This is a genomic window from Enterobacter cloacae complex sp. SYL001 (genome assembly GCF_049237025.1).
Lineage (GTDB): Bacteria > Pseudomonadota > Gammaproteobacteria > Enterobacterales > Enterobacteriaceae > Enterobacter > Enterobacter intestinihominis.
In genome coordinates this window covers 86,302-105,374 of the sequence record NZ_JBMKJI010000002.1, presented here as the reverse complement: position 1 = coordinate 105,374, position 19,073 = coordinate 86,302, and the positions used below count along the sequence as shown (strand labels likewise).

General features: G+C 56.5%; 14 protein-coding genes. 2 read left to right on the top strand and 12 right to left on the bottom strand.

The window, feature by feature from the left end; translation table 11 throughout:
* Positions 1 to 139 precede the first annotated feature (139 nt).
* A complete protein-coding gene (locus ACOTZP_RS03770; protein ID WP_015571725.1) occupies positions 140 to 964 on the top strand; it encodes a MurR/RpiR family transcriptional regulator in 825 nt (274 codons plus the stop codon).
* A gap of 52 nt (positions 965 to 1,016) precedes the next feature.
* Here ACOTZP_RS03770 and eno read toward each other — a convergent pair whose 3' ends face one another.
* From eno to rlmD, 5 genes are all read right to left on the bottom strand, one after another.
* Positions 1,017 to 2,315 carry a phosphopyruvate hydratase gene (gene eno, locus ACOTZP_RS03765; protein WP_022649201.1) on the bottom strand — a complete coding sequence of 433 codons (1,299 nt, stop codon included), beginning with the start codon at positions 2,313 to 2,315 and terminating at the stop codon, positions 1,017 to 1,019.
* Between the two features lie 82 nt (positions 2,316 to 2,397).
* Positions 2,398 to 4,035, bottom strand: coding sequence for a glutamine hydrolyzing CTP synthase (gene pyrG, locus ACOTZP_RS03760; protein ID WP_022649202.1), 1,638 nt, complete (start codon positions 4,033 to 4,035; stop codon positions 2,398 to 2,400).
* A 223-nt stretch (positions 4,036 to 4,258) separates the two neighbouring features.
* A complete protein-coding gene (mazG, locus tag ACOTZP_RS03755; protein WP_022649203.1) occupies positions 4,259 to 5,050 on the bottom strand; it encodes a nucleoside triphosphate pyrophosphohydrolase in 792 nt (263 codons plus the stop codon).
* Between the two features lie 66 nt (positions 5,051 to 5,116).
* Positions 5,117 to 7,348, bottom strand: a complete 2,232-nt coding sequence (gene relA, locus ACOTZP_RS03750; RefSeq protein ID WP_022649204.1) for a GTP diphosphokinase — start codon at positions 7,346 to 7,348, stop codon at positions 5,117 to 5,119.
* Positions 7,349 to 7,399: 51 nt separating this feature from the next.
* Complete coding sequence (rlmD, locus tag ACOTZP_RS03745; RefSeq protein WP_022649205.1) at positions 7,400 to 8,698, bottom strand: 23S rRNA (uracil(1939)-C(5))-methyltransferase RlmD; 1,299 nt, start codon at positions 8,696 to 8,698, stop codon at positions 7,400 to 7,402.
* Positions 8,699 to 8,755: 57 nt separating this feature from the next.
* On the opposite strand from rlmD, the gene barA reads away from it, so the two are divergent.
* The gene (gene barA / locus ACOTZP_RS03740) at positions 8,756 to 11,515 is read left to right on the top strand and encodes a two-component sensor histidine kinase BarA (protein WP_022649206.1); all 2,760 of its coding nucleotides are present in this window, start codon (positions 8,756 to 8,758) and stop codon (positions 11,513 to 11,515) included.
* 50 nt (positions 11,516 to 11,565) lie between these two features.
* Here barA and ACOTZP_RS03735 read toward each other — a convergent pair whose 3' ends face one another.
* From ACOTZP_RS03735 to ACOTZP_RS03705, 7 genes are all read right to left on the bottom strand, one after another.
* A complete protein-coding gene (locus ACOTZP_RS03735) occupies positions 11,566 to 12,711 on the bottom strand; it encodes a glycerate kinase (RefSeq protein WP_206227601.1) in 1,146 nt (381 codons plus the stop codon).
* 77 nt (positions 12,712 to 12,788) lie between these two features.
* Complete coding sequence (gene gudD / locus ACOTZP_RS03730) at positions 12,789 to 14,126, bottom strand: glucarate dehydratase (protein ID WP_023298497.1); 1,338 nt, start codon at positions 14,124 to 14,126, stop codon at positions 12,789 to 12,791.
* 15 nt (positions 14,127 to 14,141) lie between these two features.
* A complete protein-coding gene (locus ACOTZP_RS03725; protein WP_271074546.1) occupies positions 14,142 to 15,482 on the bottom strand; it encodes an enolase C-terminal domain-like protein in 1,341 nt (446 codons plus the stop codon).
* Entirely contained in the window at positions 15,482 to 16,837 is a 1,356-nt protein-coding gene (gudP, locus tag ACOTZP_RS03720; RefSeq protein ID WP_003862734.1) for a galactarate/glucarate/glycerate transporter GudP, read from the bottom strand. Before gudP ends, ACOTZP_RS03725 begins: the two co-directional genes overlap by 1 nt.
* A 308-nt stretch (positions 16,838 to 17,145) precedes the next feature.
* Positions 17,146 to 17,595 carry a flavodoxin gene (locus ACOTZP_RS03715; RefSeq protein ID WP_022649212.1) on the bottom strand — a complete coding sequence of 150 codons (450 nt, stop codon included), beginning with the start codon at positions 17,593 to 17,595 and terminating at the stop codon, positions 17,146 to 17,148.
* A 15-nt stretch (positions 17,596 to 17,610) separates the two neighbouring features.
* Positions 17,611 to 18,396: a tRNA pseudouridine(65) synthase TruC gene (truC, locus tag ACOTZP_RS03710; protein WP_193131767.1), complete on the bottom strand. Its 786-nt coding sequence runs from the start codon at positions 18,394 to 18,396 to the stop codon at positions 17,611 to 17,613.
* Complete coding sequence (locus ACOTZP_RS03705; RefSeq protein WP_022649214.1) at positions 18,393 to 18,722, bottom strand: YqcC family protein; 330 nt, start codon at positions 18,720 to 18,722, stop codon at positions 18,393 to 18,395. The genes truC and ACOTZP_RS03705 overlap by 4 nt, the downstream gene beginning before the upstream one ends.
* Positions 18,723 to 19,073: the final 351 nt, after the last annotated feature.

Sequence of the window (19,073 nt, the reverse complement as noted above, 5' to 3'; positions counted from 1 at the left end):
AATTTTTACCACATATAATTTTAATTGTGAAAATTACCACCAAAAACCAGGACGCCGATCATACTTTTTCGAAATGACTGGCATCTCTCCCCCGCTTTCCGCCACACTAGTTGGCAGAGAAACGCATTAAGGATCTAGCATGTCGGACCATGAAAACCTGCTGCTGAAGCTACGCCAGGAGGCTTCCGGGTACAGCCCAACGCAACAAAAACTGGGGGAGTTTGTTCTCAACGATCCTGCCAGGGTGCTCTACCTGACGATCACCGAGCTGGCGCGTGAAAGCGGCACCAGCGAGGCCAGCGTCACACGCCTTTGCCGCACGCTGGGCTGTAAGGGATATAACGAATTTAAAATGGCGCTTGCGCTGGATATTCAGCAGGGTTTGCCAGAGCGTCAGGCAGGAGATGCGATAGATAACGTGGTGGATGAGTCTGTCCAGGCGCTGCAAGATACCGCAAAACTCCTCGACCGGGCCCAGCTTGAACAGGCGACACTGGCCCTGCATCAGGCGCAATCAGTGCAAATTTACGGGGTGGCAGCCAGCGCGATTCTGGGGGAGTATTTGCATTACAAGCTGCTGCGACTCGGCAAACCTGCACAGCTGTTTAGCGATATGCATCGCGCCGCCATGAATGCGACGACGCTCTCGAAAGAGACGCTGGTGGTGGCCATCTCAAGTTCTGGCTCTACACGGGATCTGCTTCACGTGGTGAAACTCGCCCGCAAGCGTGGCGTTAAGGTACTGGCGCTCAGCAATACGCCCCGCAGCCCGCTGGCCTCCCTGAGCGATTTACAGCTGGTTGCAGCCAAGCCCGAGGGACCGCTGAGCGCAGGTGCGCTCAATGCCAAGGTTGGCGTGATGCTGCTGGTTGAACTGCTTACCACTTCCCTTATCGCAGTAGACAGCCATTACGGTGACGTAAGCCAGCAAACGGCCAGCGCCACGCTGCCGCTTCTGCTATAGAAAACAAAAAACCCGCCGAAGCGGGTTTTTTCATAAGAACGAAAGTTCAGGCTTATGCCTGGCCTTTGATCTCTTTACGACCGTTGTAAGGTGCTTTTTCGCCCAGCGCTTCTTCGATACGAATCAGCTGGTTGTATTTAGCAACACGGTCAGAACGGCTCATAGAACCGGTTTTGATCTGGCCAGCAGCGGTACCCACAGCCAGGTCAGCGATGGTAGCGTCTTCAGTTTCGCCAGAACGGTGAGAGATAACAGCGGTGTAGCCAGCGTCTTTCGCCATTTTGATCGCAGCCAGCGTTTCGGTCAGAGAACCGATCTGGTTGAATTTGATCAGGATGGAGTTAACGATGCCTTTCTCGATGCCTTCTTTCAGGATCTTGGTGTTGGTTACGAACAGATCGTCACCAACCAGCTGGATTTTGTCGCCCAGTACTTTGGTCTGGTATGCGAAACCATCCCAGTCAGACTCGTCCAGACCGTCTTCGATAGAAACGATTGGGTACTGTTTGGTCAGGTCTTCCAGGAAGTGGGTGAACTCTTCGGAGGTGAACGCTTTGTTGCCTTCGCCAGCCAGAACGTATTTACCGTCTTTGTAGAATTCAGATGCTGCACAGTCCATCGCCAGGGTGATGTCTTTGCCCAGCTCGTAGCCTGCTGCTTTAACCGCTTCAGCGATAACAGCCAGCGCTTCTGCGTTAGAACCCAGGTTTGGCGCGTAGCCACCTTCGTCACCAACAGCAGTGTTCATACCTTTAGCTTTCAGAACTTTAGCCAGGTTGTGGAACACTTCAGAACCCATACGCACAGCTTCTTTCAGGGATTTCGCGCCAACAGGCTGAATCATGAATTCCTGAATATCAACGTTGTTGTCTGCGTGCTCACCACCGTTGATGATGTTCATCATTGGTACAGGCATGGAGTATTTGCCTGGGGTGCCGTTCAGTTCAGCGATGTGCTCGAACAGTGGCATACCTTTAGCAGCAGCTGCTGCTTTGGCGTTCGCCAGGGAAACTGCCAGGATTGCGTTCGCACCGAAGTTAGATTTGTTTTCAGTACCGTCCAGATCGATCATGATCTTGTCGATGCCAGCCTGATCTTTGGCATCTTTGCCAACGATAGCCTGAGCAATAGGACCGTTAACAGCGCCAACCGCTTTCAGTACGCCTTTGCCCATGAAACGGGATTTGTCGCCATCACGCAGTTCCAGCGCTTCGCGGGAACCTGTAGATGCGCCTGATGGAGCAGCAGCCATACCGACGAAACCACCTTCCAGATGAACTTCGGCTTCAACGGTCGGGTTACCACGGGAGTCGATGATTTCACGACCGATGACTTTAACGATTTTGGACATTAGATTTTCCTCAGTACAAGTTAAACTAAAACTCCAGACAAACAACGCGTACCAGGGGTACGCGTTGCCGTTCTAACTTTTTTTACTTCGCCTGACGCTTCTGGTACTCGCTGGCGGCTTTCACGAAGCCTGCAAACAGCGGATGCCCGTCACGCGGCGTTGAAGTAAATTCCGGGTGGAATTGGCAGGCCACGAACCACGGATGGTTTGGCACTTCGATGATCTCGACTAACTGATCATCCCCGGAACGGCCCGCAACACGCAGACCCGCAGCTTCAATTTGTTTCAACAACATGTTGTTGACTTCATAGCGGTGACGATGGCGCTCGGTAATCACCGGCTCGCCGTACAGCTTGCGAACCACGCTATCGTCTGACAGCTGGCAGGCCTGTGCGCCAAGACGCATGGTGCCACCCAGATCGCTCTTCTCGGTACGGACTTCGACGTTACCGTCTTCGTCGCGCCATTCCGTAATCAGCGCCACGACAGGATACTTACAGTCTGGCACAAATTCCGTAGAGTTCGCGTTTTCCATTCCCGCTACGTTGCGCGCAAATTCAATCAGCGCAACCTGCATACCCAGGCAGATGCCGAGGTATGGAATATTGTTTTCACGCGCATAGCGTGCAGTGGCGATCTTGCCTTCAACACCACGGTAGCCGAAGCCGCCAGGGATGAGAATCGCATCCAGATCTTTGAGAATTTCAACGCCGCGCGTTTCAACATCCTGCGAATCAATCAGCTTGATGTTGACGGAGACGCGATTCTTCAGACCACCGTGCTTCAGCGCCTCGATAACTGACTTATAGGCATCCGGCAGTTCAATATACTTGCCGACCATACCGATAGTCACTTCGCCGCCCGGATTGGCTTCTTCGTAAATCACCTGCTCCCATTCAGACAGGTTAGCTTCCGGACAGTTCAAGCTGAATCGTTTACAAATATAATCGTCCAGACCCTGTGATTTCAACAGGCCCGGGATTTTATAAATGGAATCGACGTCTTTCATTGAAATAACGGCTTTTTCAGGCACGTTACAGAACAATGCAATTTTCGCGCGTTCGTTCGCCGGAATCGCGCGATCGGAACGGCAAACCAGGATATCAGGCTGAATACCGATGGAGAGCAGCTCTTTAACAGAGTGCTGAGTCGGTTTGGTTTTCACTTCACCTGCTGCCGCCATGTAAGGCACCAGCGTCAGGTGCATGAACAGCGCGTTCTCACGACCAATATCTACCGCCAGCTGACGAATCGCTTCGAGGAACGGCAGGGATTCGATATCCCCTACGGTACCGCCGATTTCAACCAGCACAACGTCATGCCCTTCGCCACCGGCAAGGACACGCTCTTTGATGGCGTTAGTGATGTGTGGGATGACCTGCACGGTCGCGCCCAGGTAGTCACCACGGCGCTCTTTACGCAGAACGTCAGAGTAGATACGGCCAGTCGTAAAGTTGTTACGACGGGTCATTTTGGTACGGATGAAACGCTCGTAGTGGCCAAGATCCAGATCGGTTTCAGCGCCGTCTTCAGTAACGAACACTTCCCCGTGTTGGGTTGGGCTCATGGTGCCTGGATCGACGTTGATGTACGGATCCAGTTTCATCATGGTCACATTGAGGCCACGGGCTTCAAGAATGGCTGCGAGGGAGGCTGCGGCAATGCCTTTACCCAGAGAGGATACGACCCCGCCGGTCACAAAAATATAGTTCGTTGTCATGCTGAACCTGAGAAGTTAGGGTGAAACGATGGAATAACCAGGACGGGAAAGTAGTATACCCGAACACGACGAGCGCCACAAACTTTCATTCTCCGTCTCCTTCCCAGGCCATGACAAACATAAGGAGTGAGAAAATAGCCCCTTTTGGGTAAATGTTTTTGACACAAATCAAGCGCTTGTCATTTAAAAAATCACACAAATTGCGCTTGATCGCAAAATTTCGTTAGAGATCATGTTCCTGGCGTTTTACTTCCTGCCAGACTTCTTCCATCGCCTCGAGGTCAATGCCGCTCATTTCCAGGCCGCGCGAGGCCACAATGCGCTCAACCTCGCGGAAGCGACGTTCGAATTTAATGTTCGCTTTTTGCAGGGCGGTTTCCGCTTTTACACCGAGGTGGCGAGAAAGGTTGACGGTCGCGAACAGCAGATCGCCCATCTCCTCTTCCAGCTTTGCTTCATCCACAACGGCCTGCTGCGCTTCATGCATCACCTCGTCGATCTCTTCGTGCACTTTTTCCAGCACCGGGCCGAGAGAGGTCCAGTCAAACCCTACCGCCGAGCAGCGCTTTTGAATTTTGTGCGCGCGCATCAGCGCAGGAAGGTTCAGGGGAATGTCGTCCAGCGCCGAGTGCTGGGATTTTTCAGCGCGTTCGGCGCTTTTGATCTGCTCCCAGCGCGCCAGCACTTCCGCACTGTTGCCTGCGGAGGCATCGCCAAAGATATGCGGATGACGGCGCTCCAGCTTGTCGCTGATAGCGGCGCAGATGTCGTCAAAGTTAAAGCGCCCCTCTTCCTGCGCCATCTGTGCGTAGAACACCACCTGGAACAGCAGGTCGCCCAGCTCACCGCGCAGGTCGTCGAAATCTTCGCGCGAAATCGCGTCCAGCACTTCGTAGGTCTCTTCCAGCGTGTAAGGCGCAATGGTGGCGAAAGTCTGCTCTTTATCCCACGGGCAGCCGTTTTCCGGGTCGCGCAGGCGTTTCATGATGCCAAGCAGGCGGTCGATTTGAGTCATAGTTCTGTCCTGATGTCAAAATGCCGGGTGGCAGCGTTGCCTTACCCGGCCTACAGAAGAGGATGTTCAGCCGCCGTGCAGACGACGCGCGTCAATCACATCCGGCACCTGGTTCAGTTTACCGAGCACCCGGCCCAGCACCTGCAGGTTATAGATTTCGATGGTCATATCGATGGTGGCAAGCTGCTCGCGGGTATCGCTGCGGCTGGCAACGCCCAGCACGTTGACCTTCTCGTTGGCGAGAATGGTGGTGATGTCGCGCAGCAGGCCACTGCGGTCGTTGGCAGTGACGCGCACCACCAGCGAGTAGCCAGCGGAGTAGCTTTCACCCCAGACGGCTTCCACGATACGTTCCGGCGCATGCGATTGCAGCTCAGCAAGCTGATCACAGTCGGAGCGGTGAATTGAGATCCCGCGCCCCTGGGTGATAAAGCCGACAATATCGTCACCCGGTATCGGCTGGCAGCAGCGGGCAATATGGTGCATGAGGTTACCCACCCCTTCAACCACCACGCGGCCATTGTCCTTGCTGCGCTGCTGCGGAGCGTAGGTTTTCTGCTGGAGCTGTTTCAGCGCTGCCGCATCCTGCTCTGCCGCGCTTGGCTTGTTGAACTGCGCTTGCAGGAAGTTCACCATCTGGTTCAGGCGGATATCGCCGCCGCCAATCGCCGCTAACAGTTCGTCGAGCTCGTTGAAGTTGTAGCGCGGCAGCAGGAACTTCTCCGCCTCTTTCAGGTTTATCCCGATATGCTCCAGCTCGTCGTCAAGGATCTGACGACCGGCAAGGATATTCTTGTCACGATCCTGCTTGCGGAACCAGGCGTGAATTTTAGAGCGCCCGCGGCTGGTGGTCACGTAACCGAGGTTTGGATTCAGCCAGTCGCGGCTTGGGTTTGGCTGCTTCTGGGTGATGATTTCAATCTGGTCACCCATCTGTAGCTGGTAGGTAAACGGTACGATACGTCCGCCGATCTTCGCCCCGATGCAACGGTGCCCCACGTCGCTGTGAATGTGGTAGGCGAAATCGAGCGGCGTAGAGCCTGCCGGCAGATCAACCACATCCCCTTTCGGGGTAAAGACGTAGACGCGATCGTCGAAGACCTGACTGCGCACTTCGTCGAGCATTTCGCCGGAGTCGGCCATCTCTTCCTGCCACGCGATCAGCTTACGCAGCCAGGCGATACGGTCCTCGTGTCCGGAGCGCGCGCCGCCGGAAGTGCCTTCTTTGTACTTCCAGTGCGCGGCGACGCCCAGTTCGGCGTCTTCGTGCATCTGTTTAGTACGGATCTGAATTTCCACAGTTTTGCCGCCGGGGCCGAGCACCACAGTGTGGATGGACTGATAGCCATTCGGTTTGGGGTTCGCGACGTAGTCATCGAACTCATCCGGCAGATGGCGGAAGTGAGTATGTACTATCCCCAGCGCGGCGTAGCAGTCCTGGAGACGCTCCGCCACGATACGCACGGCGCGCACGTCAAACAGCTCGTCAAAGGCGAGGTGTTTCTTCTGCATTTTGCGCCAGATGCTGTAGATGTGCTTCGGACGCCCGTAGACCTCGGCGCGCACATTCTCCTCTTTCATCGACTGGCGCAGCCCGCTGACAAATTCCTCGATATAGTGTTCGCGGTCGATGCGGCGTTCGTGCAGCAATTTTGCAATGCGTTTGTATTCCGCCGGATGCAGATAGCGGAAGCAGTAATCTTCCAGCTCCCACTTCAGTTGCCCGATACCCAGACGGTTCGCCAGCGGCGCATAGATATTCGTACACTCTTTGGCGGCCAGGACGCGCTCGTCTTCCGGCGCATCCTTCACTTCGCGCAGATGGGCAACCCGTTCGGCCAGCTTGATCACCACGCAGCGAAAATCATCCACCATCGCCAGCAGCATGCGGCGGACGTTATCCACCTGCTCGGAAGAGACAGAATCCGTTTGCGCGGCTTTCAGTTGACGGATGGCGGCCATATCACGCACGCCGTGGATGAGCGCCACGACGGACTGGCCGACGCTTTCACGCAGCACGTCTTCCGTCACCACGTTAGCATCTGCCAGTGGGAACAGCAGTGCGGCCTGTAGCGTTTCGATATCCATGTTAAGCATGGAGAGAATTTCAACCATCTCCACGCCGCGCCACAACAGCAGTTCAGCGTCCGGATGCCCCTGCGTTGTGCGTAAACAATAGGCCCAGGTTTCGGTTAAGCGTTCACACGACTGCTGGCTGGAAATCCCCAGACTTGCGATCCATTTTTGAGGGTCAAACTCACCAGCTTTATTTAAATGTGCACTTCTTACCGCAACCATCGTCCTCTCCTTTAGGGACAAGGGCCTGTCGAAGTCGACAAGCCAAACTCATTAGATGTGCTCGAACAACACCATTGATTCCAGATGTCCAGTGTGCGGGAACATGTCCAGCATTGCCAGACGCCGAATCTGGTAACCCCCGCTCAATAATGCTTCGCTGTCACGGGCCAGCGTCGCCGGGTTACAGGAAACATAGACCACGCGTTCAGGCGCGAGTTTAATTATATGCTGCATCACGCCCGGCGCACCTGCGCGCGCCGGATCGAGCAGGATCTTATCAAAGCCCTGCTTAGCCCACGGTTGCTGAGTAACATCATCCTCAAGATTTTGATGAAAGAATGTCACATTTTGCAAGCCGTTCTGTTGGGCGTTCTCCTGGCCTTTCGCCACCAACGCCTCAACGCCTTCCACCCCGACCACGCTTGCGGCTTTGCGGGCCAGCGGCAGGGTAAAGTTACCCATACCGCAGAACAGATCGAGCACCCGATCGGTGGGCTGGACGTCAAGCCACGCCAGCGCGTTCGCCACCATCTGCTGGTTCACGCCGTCATTGACCTGGATAAAATCCCGCGGGCTAAACGTTAAGCGTAGCCCGTCTGACGCATACCAGGGCGCGTCTCCGCTAACCTGCTCAAGTATCTCGCTTTGCGGCGCGAGGAAAAGCGCAAGCTCATGAGAATGCGAAAAGCGTTCCAGTTTTTCGCGATCTGCCCTGGACAGCGGTGCGGTGTGGCGCAGCACCATCAGCGGGCCGCCGTTGGCCAGCACCAGTTCGACATGGCCCAGCGAACGCACACCATCCAGCGATGCAAGACAGTGGTGCACGGCCGGGAGCAGTGCCTCAAGTTGGGGCACCAAAACAGGGCATTGCGTGATGGAGACGATATCGCTGGAGCTGGCTTTGCGAAAACCCATCTCCAGCCTTTCAGTTTTTGGCTGGTAGCTTAGACTCAGGCGAGCGCGGCGACGGTAGCCCCACGGCTGGTCAGCAACGATGTCACTGACGTCATGTTTTAGCAGGCGGGCCAGCGCGTTGCTTTTACTTTTTTGCTGTAATTCTGTGCTGGCATGCTGTTGCTGACAGCCTCCGCAAACGCCAAAATGGGGGCAGCGAGGCGTCACGCGCTCCGGGCTATCATTAAGACGGCGCTTGACCTGGCCGCGCGCATACTGGCGTTTGTCTTCCGTCAGCGTAATATCTGCGCGTTCTCCTGGCAGCAAACCTGTGATAAACAGTGTCTTACCCTTGTGACGCGCTACCCCCTGTCCAAAAGGGTCGAGGTCAGAGGCTTCAACAGTTATGATCTGACGCGTCGTCACGCGTCGTTTTGCAGAGTAGAATTGCGCCATCGCCGAGATTGTTCTCAAATAAACATAATTAGCCTGATTGTCCCATAACGGAACTCCATGACCAACTACAGCCTGCGCGCGCGCATGATGATTTTGATCCTCGCTCCTACCGTTCTCATCGGTTTGCTGCTGAGCATTTTCTTTGTGGTGCATCGCTATAACGATTTGCAGAGACAGCTTGAAGATGCCGGGGCCAGCATTATCGAACCGCTGGCCGTCTCCAGCGAGTACGGTATGAACCTGCAAAACCGTGAATCCATTGGTCAGTTAATCAGCGTGCTGCACCGCCGTCATTCAGAGATTGTGCGCGCCATTTCCGTTTACGATGAGCATAACCGTCTTTTCGTCACCTCGAATTTCCATCTGGATCCCACGTCGCTGAAAATCCCGGAAGGTACCCCTTTCCCGCGTCATCTCACGGTCCTGCGGCGCGGCGATATCATGATCCTGCGCACGCCGATTATCTCAGAAAGCTATTCACCCGACGAATCCGCCCAGTCCGATGCGAAGTCCAGCAATAATATGCTGGGATATGTGGCGCTGGAGCTGGATCTCAAGTCGGTGCGGCTCCAGCAGTACAAAGAAATATTCATCTCCGGCGTGATGATGCTGTTCTGTATCGGCATCGCGTTGATCTTCGGCTGGCGGCTGATGCGCGACGTCACGGGGCCTATCCGTAACATGGTGAATACCGTTGACCGGATCCGCCGGGGTCAGCTGGACAGCCGCGTGGAAGGCTTCATGCTCGGCGAGCTGGATATGCTGAAAAACGGCATCAACTCAATGGCGATGTCGCTGGCGGCTTATCACGAAGAGATGCAGCACAACGTTGACCAGGCCACCTCTGACCTGCGCGAAACGCTGGAGCAGATGGAGATCCAGAACGTGGAGCTGGATCTGGCGAAAAAACGCGCTCAGGAGGCGGCCCGTATTAAGTCTGAGTTTCTGGCGAACATGTCGCATGAGCTGCGCACGCCGCTGAACGGGGTGATTGGCTTCACCCGTCTGACGCTCAAAAGCGAGCTCAACCCGACCCAGCGTGACCACCTGCATACCATTGAACGCTCAGCCAACAACCTGCTGACCATTATTAACGACGTACTGGACTTCTCGAAGCTGGAAGCGGGCAAGCTGATTCTGGAGAGTATCCCCTTCCCGCTGCGCAGCACACTGGATGACGTGGTCACGCTTCTCGCCCACTCCTCGCATGATAAGGGGCTGGAACTGACGCTCAATATCAAAAATGACGTACCGGATAACGTCATTGGCGACCCGCTGCGCCTGCAACAGGTCATCACCAATCTGGTGGGCAACGCGATTAAGTTCACCGAGAGCGGCAACATCGACATTCTGGTCGAAAAAAGGGCGCTCAGTAATAATAAGGTCCAGATTGAAGTTCAGATCCGGGATACCGGCATCGGCATTCCGGAGCGCGATCAGTCGCGTCTGTTCCAGGCGTTCCGCCAGGCCGATGCGAGCATTTCCCGTCGGCACGGCGGAACGGGCCTGGGTCTGGTGATCACCCAAAAGCTGGTGAAAGAGATGGGAGGCGATATCTCCTTCCACAGCCAGCCTAACCGGGGCTCGACCTTCTGGTTCCATATCAATCTTGATCTTAATCCGAACGTGCAAACCGACGGTCCGGTCACCGACTGCCTGAAAGGGATGCGTCTGGCCTATGTGGAACCGAACGCTGCCGCGGCGCAGTGTACGCTGGATGTATTAAGCAGCACGCCGCTGGAGGTGGTCTACAGCCCGACCTTCTCCGCGCTGGCGAACGATCATTACGATATTCTTTTGCTGGGGATTCCGGTGACGTTTACCGGAGAACTGACCATGCAGCAGGAACGGCTGGCAAAGGCTGCCTCAATGACGGACTACCTGCTGCTGGCTCTGCCGTGCCACGCCCAAATCAACGCCGAAGAGCTTAAAAACGACGGGGCGGCGGCATGTCTGCTGAAACCCCTCACCGCCACACGGCTGTTACCTGCGTTGACCGAATATTGCCGTCTGACGCATCAGTCCCTGCCGCTGGAAAACGACGAACATAAGCTGCCGATGACGGTGATGGCCGTGGATGATAACCCGGCAAACCTTAAGCTGATTGGCGTGCTGCTTGAGGATCAGGTTCAGCACGTTGAACTGTGTACCAGCGGCGCCGAAGCCGTAGAACAAGCCAAACAGATGCAGTTTGACCTGATCCTGATGGATATTCAGATGCCGGGCATGGATGGCATCCGCGCCTGCGAATTAATTCGTCAGCTTCCGCACCAGCAGCAGACGCCGGTGATTGCCGTGACGGCGCACGCGATGGCGGGACAAAAAGAGAAACTGCTGGGTGCGGGCATGAACGATTATCTGGCGAAACCGATTGATGAAGAGAAGCTGCACAGCCTGCTGCTGCGCTACAAACCGGGTCACATTGGCGGGACGTACACCATTTCAGCTGAATCGCCGGAAATCAGCGTTAACCAGAATGCCACGTTTGACTGGCAACTGGCGCTGCGCCAGGCAGCAGGCAAAGCCGATCTGGCCCGCGATATGCTGCAAATGCTGGTGGACTTCCTGCCTGAGATCCGTAACAAGGTTGAAGAACAGCTGGTGGGCGAAAACCCTGAAGGGCTGCTGGAGGCCATCCATAAACTGCACGGTAGCTGCGGCTACAGCGGCGTGCCGCGGTTGAAAAATCTCTGCCAGTTGCTTGAACAGCAGCTCCGCGCGGGTACGCCAGAATCCGATCTTGAGCCGGAGTTTCTGGAGCTGCTGGACGAGATGGACAACGTGACGCGGGAAGCGATGAAGGTGTTGGGAAGCTAAGACAAAAGCCCGGTGGCGCTTCGCTTACCGGGCCTACAGGAGCACGATCGTTAACGCGACATCCCCTGCCCCACCTTTATCACCGTCGCAATATTCCTTGCGGCCATCTGTACATTCTGTTGCGCATTTTCCAGCGCATCCTCCAGCGAGCAGATGGTGTAAATCACGCTGAATACCGCATCCAGTCCGTGCTCGTGCACCACGCCAACATCCGCCGTCAGGCTGCCGGCAATGCCGATAACCGGTTTGTTATAGCGTTTCGCGACTCTCGCCACGCCAACGGGCACTTTGCCGTGGATCGTCTGGCTGTCGATACGCCCTTCGCCCGTGATCACCAGATCGGCGTCCGCGACCTGTTCATCGAGATGCAGGGCATCGGTGACAATCTCAATCCCCCGACGAAGCTGTGCCCCGCAAAATGCATACAGCGCCGCCCCCATTCCGCCAGCTGCTCCGCCCCCCGCCAGGTTTAAGACGTCAATATCCAGATCCCTGGCGATAATGTTTGCGTAATGCGCAAGCGCGTTGTCCAGCGTCCTGACCATCTCCGGCGTCGCCCCTTTCTGCGGACCGAATACCGCAGAAGCGCCAGTCTCGCCAATCAGGGGGTTGGTCACATCGCAGGCCACTTCAATTCGACAGTCTGCCAGCCGCTCATCCAGCCCACTAAGATCGATATGCGCAAGGCTTGCCAGTTCGCCGCCGCCCGGCCCAACGGGCTGTGCTTTCGCATCCAGCAGTTTTACGCCCAGCGCCTGCACCATGCCTGCGCCACCGTCATTGGTCGCGCTGCCTCCAATGCCAATAATGATATGCTTAACGCCCGCATCCAGCGCATGACGGATCAGTTCCCCGGTCCCCCACGAGGTGGTGATTAACGGGTTACGCTTTGCAGGAGCAACAAGCTCCAGACCGCTCGCGGCCGCCATCTCGATAAACGCGCTTTTCCCGTCTCCGGATAACCCGAAAAACCCTTCCACGCGTTCTCCCAAAGGCCCGGTAACGGGAACATGGACAAGACGCCCATGGGTGGCTGCCACCATCGCTTCCACCGTCCCTTCGCCACCATCGGCAACCGGTAATTTGACGTACTCCGCTGAGGGGAAAATTTCGCGAAAACCGACCTCTATCGCTGTCGCCACCTCCAGCGCGCTCAAGCTTTCCTTATACGAGTCCGGAGCGATAACAATTTTCATAAGCCATCCTTACGCATGTTAGTTACGTTAAGCATACACCACGTAAGGGACCGCCAATGGGAGCGGTCCCAGTTGGCTTATCGTACCATGCACGGACGTTTATTGTCGAATGACCACTCTGGGATCAGGTACTGCATCGCCAGCGCATCATCACGTGCGCCCAGCCCGTGTTTCTGGTAAAGCTCGTGCGCTTTCATGACCTGATCCATATCCAGTTCAACGCCCAGCCCCGGCGTAGCTGGAACCTGCACCATCCCCCCCTTGATCTCAAACGGCTGTTTAGTCAGGCGCTGATTGCCCTCCTGCCAGATCCAGTGGGTGTCGATAGCGGTAATGTTGCCCGGCGCAGCAGCCGCTACGTGGGTGAACATCGCCAGCGAGATGTCGAAGTGGTTGTTGGAGTGCGAGCCCCAGGTCAGGCCGAACTCATGGCACATCTGCGCCACGCGAACCGAGCCCTGCATCGTCCAGAAGTGCGGGTCTGCCAGCGGAATATCCACCGATTGCAGCGAGAGCGTGTGCCCCATCTGGCGCCAGTCGGTCGCGATCATGTTGGTGGCGGTTGGCAGCCCGGTGGCGCGACGGAACTCCGCCATCACTTCACGTCCAGAGAACCCCTGCTCTGCGCCGCACGGATCTTCCGCGTAGGCCAGCACGCCTTTGAGCTGCTTACCAATTTTGATCGCCTCATCAAGGGACCAGGCACCGTTCGGATCCAGCGTGACGCGCGCCTGCGGGAAGCGCTTCGCCAGCGCGGCAATCGCCTCAGCTTCTTCTTCACCCGCCAGTACGCCGCCTTTCAGCTTGAAGTCATTAAAGCCATATTTTTCATACGCGGCTTCAGCCAGGCGCACCACCGCATCCGGGGTCATCGCTTCATCGTGACGCACACGATACCAGTCGCATTTTTCGTCCGGCTGGCTCTGGTACGGCAGCGGGGTGAGTTTGCGGTTGCCGATAAAGAACAGGTAGCCGAGCATTTCCACTTCGCTGCGCTGTTGGCCGTCGCCCAGCAGGGAGGCGACATTGACGCCCAGATGCTGGCCTAGCAGATCCAGCATCGCGGCTTCAATGCCCGTGACCACGTGGATAGTGGTACGCAGATCAAACGTTTGCAGACCACGGCCACCCGCATCACGATCGGCAAAGGTCGTACGCACGCTGGTCAGCACATTTTTGTACTCGCCCAGCGTTTTACCTACCACCAGCGGAATGGCGTCCTCCAGCGTTTTACGGATCTTCTCCCCGCCCGGGATTTCACCGACACCGGTATGCCCTGAGTTGTCCTTGATCACCACAATATTACGGGTGAAGAACGGCGCATGGGCGCCGCTCAGGTTCATCAGCATGCTGTCATGTCCCGCGACAGGAATGATCTGCATGGAGGTGACTACAGGGGTAGAAAATGTGCTCATCGTTCGATCCTTTTATCAGTGACGTCCAAATACAGGGCGCTTACGGTCAAATGTCCAGCCGGGGATAAGGTACTGCATCGGGCCTGCGTCGTTGCGCGCGCCGCCCGGCAGTTTTTTATACGCTTCATGCGCCTTGTGGAGCTGATCCCAGTCAAGCTCCACGCCCAGCCCCGGCGCATCCGGTACGGCAATGGTGCCGTTTTTGATTTCAAGTGGATTTTTGGTCAGGCGCGCTTCGCCTTCCTGCCAGATCCAGTGCGTATCGATGGCGGTCGGGTTACCCGGCGCCGCCGCGCCAACGTGGGTAAACATCGCCAGCGAAATGTCGAAATGGTTATTGGAGTGGCAGCCCCAGGTGAGCCCCCAGTCATCGCACAGCTGCGCCACGCGCACCGCGCCGGAAAGGGTCCAGAAGTGCGGATCAGCCAGCGGTATGTCCACCGCATTCAGCATCACCGCGTGGCCCATTTCGCGCCAGTTAGTGGCGATCATGTTGGTCGCAACCGGCAGCCCGGTAGCGCGGCGGAATTCGGCCATCACCTCGCGACCAGAAAAGCCCTGCTCGGCGCCGCACGGATCTTCCGCGTAGGTCAACACGTCGCCCAGTCCTTTGCACAGCGCGATAGCTTCATCCAGCCGCCAGGCGCCGTTCGGATCGACGGTGATGCGTGCCTCCGGGAAGCGTTTTTTCAACGCGCGCACGCTGTCAATCTCCTGTTCGCCCGGCAGAACGCCGCCTTTCAGCTTGAAGTCTTTAAAGCCGTAGCGATCCTGCGCCGCCTCTGCCAGGCGTACCACCGCCTCGCCAGAGAGCGCTTCCTGATGACGCAGGTGATACCACGCGTGGCTGCCCGGCGAGCGTTCCAGATACGGCAGATCGGTTTTCGTCCGGTCGCCAACGTAGAACAGATAGCCCAGCACCGTTACCGCATCACGCTGTTTGCCTGGCCCCAGCAGTTCGCAGACCGGCACATTCAGCGCCTTGCCCAGTAAATCAAGGAGAGCCGCCTCCAGCGCCGCCACCGCGTTAACGCGCAGTTCAAACGTCCAGGCGCCTTTGCCGAAGGTATCAAAATCAGCCGACTGGTTGCCCTTATGCACCCGCTGAACCACCTTGTTCAGGCGGGCGACCTCCTGCCCAACCACCTGCGGGATGGCGTCGACCAGCGTCTGGTAAATCACCTCTCCGCCAGGCGCTTCCCCGACGCCGGTATTCCCTGCGCTGTCGGTCAGCACCACGATGTTGCGGGTGAACCAGGCGTTATGCGCGCCGCCAATGTTGAGCAGCATGCTGTCCTGACCCGCCACCGGGATGACTTTCATCTCCGTCACGATCGGGCTTGATTGCGTTGTCATCATCCGCGCTCCCCAACAGGTTTCAGTTCGATTCGTTTGATGTCCCCCACCAGCACCAGGTAACTGAGTACCGCCACCAGCGCATGGACGCCTACATAAATCAGCGCACCATTGAAGGAGCCGGTGGTGCCGACGATGTAACCGATAGCGATTGGGGTGACAATGCCGGAAATGTTGCCAAACATGTTGAACAGACCGCCGCTCAGGCCGCTGATCTCTTTCGGCGCGGTATCTGCCATCACCGCCCAGCCCAGCGCGCCGATGCCTTTACCGAAGAAGGCCATCGCCATAAAGCCGATAATCATCCACTCCGCGCTGACGTAGTTACAGAACACCATGGTCATGGAGAGCAGCATGCCGAGCACGATTGGCGTTTTACGCGCAATATTCAGCGAACCGGTGCGACGCATCAGCCAGTCGGAGATGACCCCGCCGAGCACCCCGCCCACGAAGCCGCAGATGGCTGGCACAGAGGCGACAAAACCCGCCTTCAGAATCGACATCCCGCGCGCCTGCACCAGGTAAACCGGGAACCAGGTGATGAAGAAGTAGGTTAAGGCGTTAATGCAGTACTGGCCGAGATAGATACCGATCATCATCCGTGAGCCGACGAGCTGTTTGATCTGCCCCCATTTCTGGCTGAACGGGACTTTTGCTTTCTGGGTTTTCTGATCCATGTTGATCAGCGCCCCGCCTTCAGCAATGTAGTCCAGCTCTTTCTTGTTCACGCCCGGGTGCTGGTTTGGTTCGTGGATCACTTTCAGCCAGATAAAGCTGATGACGATCCCCAGCCCGCCCATGAAGAAGAAGACGTGCGACCAGCCCACTTCGTGCGTCAGCCAGCCCATAATTGGCGCGAAAATAACCGTCGCAAAGTATTGCGCCGAGTTAAAGATTGCTACCGCCGTTCCCCTCTCCTGCGCCGGGAACCAGGCGGCCACAATGCGGCTGTTGCCCGGGAAAGATGGCGCTTCCGCTAAACCCACCAGGAAGCGGAGGGTAAAGAGCGCAATGATAATGCCGAAGCCGCTGAAGATATCCACGAAGCCCTGTAACAGGGTAAACATCGACCAGATGAAAATGGACCAGAAATAGACCCGTTTTGAGCCAAAGCGGTCCAGCAGCCAGCCGCCAGGGATTTGGCCGATTACGTAGGCCCATGAAAATGCGGAGAAAACATAACCCATACCCACCGGATCAAGTCCGATGTCCTTTGCCATCTCAGAGCCGGCAATGGATAACGTGGCACGGTCGCCGTAGTTGAAAGAGGTGACGATAAACAGCATCACCACTATCCAGTATCGGGCGTTGGTGCGCTTCTCAGCGCTGCTCGCCGCGTGGCTTAATGTACTCATTGTTGCACTCCTGAAACATAGCTTTCGCCTGGTTCATTCTGTACAGCACCTGTAGGGTAATCAGAATGAGAGATTTGTGTTTGGTTTTGGTACGGCCCGAAGCCGTTTTATAGTGACGGGAAAAGTATATGAAGGAGTGACCGGTTCTCTCACCGTGCAGAAACACAACATTGACGGGCGTGGGGAACGTGGTTTGGGGCATAAGCCCAAAGTGGTGGAAGATACTTCACGGAATTGAGGATATGGTGCAGCTTCGTTGCCGGGTGGCGGCTACGCCCTACCCGGCCTACAGCTCGTATAGTACAGGGTTAGTTCAGGAGCGTGGCCCAATGTTCAACCCAGGGATTTGACTCGCTTTCCGGTTCGGGGTGCTCGCCAGCATCAATCAGTAACATCTCGCCGACCCGCTGAGCGTGCTGTTCCTGCAACAGCGCGTCGAACTGCTTACCGCCGCCGCAGAAATTGGCGTAAGAGCTATCGCCGAGGGCGATGATGCCATAGTGAACATCTGGCTGATAGCCAAGCTGGTCTTTAATGCCCTGGAAAAGCGGGACGATGCTGTCCGGGAGATCGCCCTGCCCGGTGGTGGAGGTCACCACCAGAATGTATTTATCTTTATACTTTTCCCAGTCCGCCAGCTCCGGGTCTTCATAGACCGTTGCTTTATGGCCCTGATTGACGAGGATTGCTTCTGCTTCCTCCGCAACCAGCAGCGAGTTGCCGTACATCGTGCCGACAAAAATACCTACTTCAGCCATGCTTTGCTCCCGTAATTATTGCGCTTGCTGTTCATCCTGAACGTTGCCTGCGGCAAACTCAACCCTTTCATTTTCGGGGAGTTGTCCCAGCCAGCCAAACTGTGACAGCGCCTGCATCCAGACCTCGTCCAGCCCCGCGCGAATAGTCAGCGGTTCGCCGGTAAACGGGTGCGTCAGGCTTAGCTCGCTGGCGTGCAGCATCAGTCGGTTACAGCCAAAGTGCTCTGCCGCGCTGCGGTTCTGCCGCAGATCGCCGTGCTTGCTGTCGCCGATAATTGGGTGGCGCAGATGTGCAAGGTGGCGGCGAAGCTGGTGCTTGCGCCCGGTTTTGGGCAAAAGCTCAACCAGACTGTATCGCGTAGTGGGAAATTTGCTGGTCGCCACCGGCAGTTCTGTGGTCGCCATACCGCGATAGTTGGTCACCGCAGGCTGCGGACCTTTATCTTCGCGGGCAAATTTATCGGCGATTTTATCCAGTTCCTCCACCAGCGGATAATCCAGCGTGGCGGAATCCGTCAGCCAGCCGCGCACAATGGCGTGGTAGCGCTTCTGGATCTGGTGCTGTTCAAACTGCTGCGACAGCAGGCGCCCGGCCTCACTGGAAAGCCCCATCAGCAGAACGCCAGAGGTTGGCCGATCCAGACGGTGGGCAGTAAAGACGTGCTGACCGATTTGGTCGCGCACGGTTTGCATAACAACCACTTTCTCATCGCGATCGAGCCAGCTTCGGTGTACCAGCCAGCCGGACGGTTTATTCACCGCCACCAGCCACTCATCCTGATACAGGATCTCAAGCGTCATGCGTCGTCACCGGCGAAAAGCGTATCCAGCTTTTCCAGCTCAACCAACATAACGTCGCGCGCCGGGTGGGTCGCCTCCAGCGCCATTTCGTAATAGGGAGAGACGGCAAACGCCTGGGGCAACGCGTGTCCCCCTTCCAGCAGCGCGTGCATGCGCGGAATTAATACCCACTGGAGCCATTCGAATGGAGACAGCGTATCCAGACAAAACGGCTGGGTGCTGGCGAACGCGTCTGGCTGCGGCGCACTTTCCTGCCACAGCTGATGCTGGCGCATAAGGGCTTCGATGGCGTGCAACTGCGCACGAACGCTATCGTGATGCGTCATAGTAACCTCAACTGAAAAACGGAATGGCGCGAAGCATAGCATTGCGGAAGACAGAAATAAAAAAAGGGAGCACTGTAAAAACAGTGCTCCCGGTTCGTTTCGCAGCATTCCAGCTACAATACGTGCTCCCTGCTCATCCGTGACAACTTTTCCTGATGCCCGAAGGCCTGGTCATCCCTTTACCTTTTGCTTCCTGCTCACATCATCCTGACGTGTAGGTTTCGTCCTGAAACGTCCTGGCCATCCTGACCCACCGACCATCCTGACCGGCTCACGTTCTCCTTCCTGGAGGTGTCCCTTACGCATCCTGCGTGATCCACTTTGCTTCATCCTGAAGCCTTCCTGCGGCGT